Origin of the sequence: Kitasatospora papulosa (genome assembly GCF_000717245.1) — a bacterium.
GTDB lineage: Bacteria > Actinomycetota > Actinomycetes > Streptomycetales > Streptomycetaceae > Streptomyces > Streptomyces papulosus.
Map to the genome: position 1 here is coordinate 1 of NZ_JNYQ01000050.1, position 2,387 is coordinate 2,387.

The 2,387-nt window shown below is 48.6% G+C and carries 7 protein-coding genes; all 7 read left to right on the plus strand.

Annotated elements, in window-relative coordinates:
- Positions 1-381, plus strand: a 381-nt coding sequence (locus tag IA22_RS36130) for a recombination protein NinB (RefSeq protein WP_081889929.1), incomplete at its 5' end; no start/stop codon positions are given.
- Positions 348-1,250 (plus strand): phosphoadenosine phosphosulfate reductase domain-containing protein, encoded by a 903-nt coding sequence (locus IA22_RS36135; RefSeq protein WP_227864649.1) that lies wholly within the window; start codon positions 348-350, stop codon positions 1,248-1,250. The genes IA22_RS36130 and IA22_RS36135, both read left to right, overlap by 34 nt.
- Positions 1,250-1,420 (plus strand): protein NinD, encoded by a 171-nt coding sequence (gene ninD / locus IA22_RS36140; protein ID WP_223368622.1) that lies wholly within the window; start codon positions 1,250-1,252, stop codon positions 1,418-1,420. The genes IA22_RS36135 and ninD overlap by 1 nt, the downstream gene beginning before the upstream one ends.
- The gene (locus IA22_RS36145; RefSeq protein ID WP_000113775.1) at positions 1,387-1,569 is read left to right on the plus strand and encodes a NinE family protein; all 183 of its coding nucleotides are present in this window, start codon (positions 1,387-1,389) and stop codon (positions 1,567-1,569) included. The genes ninD and IA22_RS36145 overlap by 34 nt, the downstream gene beginning before the upstream one ends.
- A complete protein-coding gene (locus IA22_RS36150; protein ID WP_000566997.1) occupies positions 1,566-1,736 on the plus strand; it encodes a protein NinF in 171 nt (56 codons plus the stop codon). The genes IA22_RS36145 and IA22_RS36150 overlap by 4 nt, the downstream gene beginning before the upstream one ends.
- Entirely contained in the window at positions 1,729-2,340 is a 612-nt protein-coding gene (locus IA22_RS36155) for a recombination protein NinG (RefSeq protein ID WP_001108044.1), read from the plus strand. Before IA22_RS36150 ends, IA22_RS36155 begins: the two co-directional genes overlap by 8 nt.
- A partial coding sequence (locus IA22_RS38440) for a hypothetical protein (RefSeq protein WP_479680728.1) occupies positions 2,337-2,387 on the plus strand: 51 nt, incomplete at its 3' end. The genes IA22_RS36155 and IA22_RS38440, both read left to right, overlap by 4 nt.

Below are 2,387 nucleotides of genomic sequence, written 5' to 3' on the forward strand. Positions count from 1 at the left end.
GTACAGCAAATCCTTCCAGACCCAACCAAACCAATCGTAGTAACCATTCAGGAACGCAACCGCAGCTTAGACCAAAACAGGAAGCTATGGGCCTGCTTAGGTGACGTCTCTCGTCAGGTTGAATGGCATGGTCGCTGGCTGGATGCAGAAAGCTGGAATTGTGTGTTTACCGCAGCATTAAAGCAGCAGGATGTTGTTCCTAACCTTGCCGGGAATGGCTTTGTGGTAATAGGCCAGTCAACCAGCAGGATGCGTGTAGGCGAATTTGCGGAGCTATTAGAGCTTATACAGGCATTCGGTACAGAGCGTGGCGTTAAGTGGTCAGACGAAGCGAGACTGGCTCTGGAGTGGAAAGCGAGATGGGGAGACAGGGCTGCATGATAAATGTCGTTAGTTTCTCCGGTGGCAGGACGTCAGCATATTTGCTCTGGCTAATGGAGCAAAAGCGACGGGCAGGTAAAGACGTGCATTACGTTTTCATGGATACAGGTTGTGAACATCCAATGACATATCGGTTTGTCAGGGAAGTTGTGAAGTTCTGGGATATACCGCTCACCGTATTGCAGGTTGATATCAACCCGGAGCTTGGACAGCCAAATGGTTATACGGTATGGGAACCAAAGGATATTCAGACGCGAATGCCTGTTCTGAAGCCATTTATCGATATGGTAAAGAAATATGGCACTCCATACGTCGGCGGCGCGTTCTGCACTGACAGATTAAAACTCGTTCCCTTCACCAAATACTGTGATGACCATTTCGGGCGAGGGAATTACACCACGTGGATTGGCATCAGAGCTGATGAACCGAAGCGGCTAAAGCCAAAGCCTGGAATCAGATATCTTGCTGAACTGTCAGACTTTGAGAAGGAAGATATCCTCGCATGGTGGAAGCAACAACCATTCGATTTGCAAATACCGGAACATCTCGGTAACTGCATATTCTGCATTAAAAAATCAACGCAAAAAATCGGACTTGCCTGCAAAGATGAGGAGGGATTGCAGCGTGTTTTTAATGAGGTCATCACGGGATCCCATGTGCGTGACGGACATCGGGAAACGCCAAAGGAGATTATGTACCGAGGAAGAATGTCGCTGGACGGTATCGCGAAAATGTATTCAGAAAATGATTATCAAGCCCTGTATCAGGACATGGTACGAGCTAAAAGATTCGATACCGGCTCTTGTTCTGAGTCATGCGAAATATTTGGAGGGCAGCTTGATTTCGACTTCGGGAGGGAAGCTGCATGATGCGATGTTATCGGTGCGGTGAATGCAAAGAAGATAACCGCTTCCGACCAAATCAACCTTACTGGAATCGATGGTGTCTCCGGTGTGAAAGAACACCAACAGGGGTGTTACCACTACCGCAGGAAAAGGAGGACGTGTGGCGAGACAGCGACGAAGTATCACCGACATAATCTGCGAAAACTGCAAATACCTTCCAACGAAACGCACCAGAAATAAACCCAAGCCAATCCCAAAAGAATCTGACGTAAAAACCTTCAACTACACGGCTCACCTGTGGGATATCCGGTGGCTAAGACGTCGTGCGAGGAAAACAAGGTGATTGACCAAAATCGAAGTTACGAACAAGAAAGCGTCGAGCGAGCTTTAACGTGCGCTAACTGCGGTCAGAAGCTGCATGTGCTGGAAGTTCACGTGTGTGAGCACTGCTGCGCAGAACTGATGAGCGATCCGAATAGCTCGATGCACGAGGAAGAAGATGATGGCTAAACCAGCGCGAAGACGATGTAAAAACGATGAATGCCGGGAATGGTTTCACCCTGCATTCGCTAATCAGTGGTGGTGCTCTCCAGAGTGTGGAACCAAGATAGCACTCGAACGACGAAGTAAAGAACGCGAAAAAGCGGAAAAAGCAGCAGAGAAGAAACGACGACGAGAGGAGCAGAAACAGAAAGATAAACTTAAGATTCGAAAACTCGCCTTAAAGCCCCGCAGTTACTGGATTAAACAAGCCCAACAAGCCGTAAACGCCTTCATCAGAGAAAGAGACCGCGACTTACCATGTATCTCGTGCGGAACGCTCACGTCTGCTCAGTGGGATGCCGGACATTACCGGACAACTGCTGCGGCACCTCAACTCCGATTTAATGAACGCAATATTCACAAGCAATGCGTGGTGTGCAACCAGCACAAAAGCGGAAATCTCGTTCCGTATCGCGTCGAACTGATTAGCCGCATCGGGCAGGAAGCAGTAGACGAAATCGAATCAAACCATAACCGCCATCGCTGGACTATCGAAGAGTGCAAGGCGATCAAGGCAGAGTACCAACAGAAACTCAAAGACCTGCGAAATAGCAGAAGTGAGGCCGCATGACGTTCTCAGTAAAAACCATTCCAGACATGCTCGTTGAAACATACGGA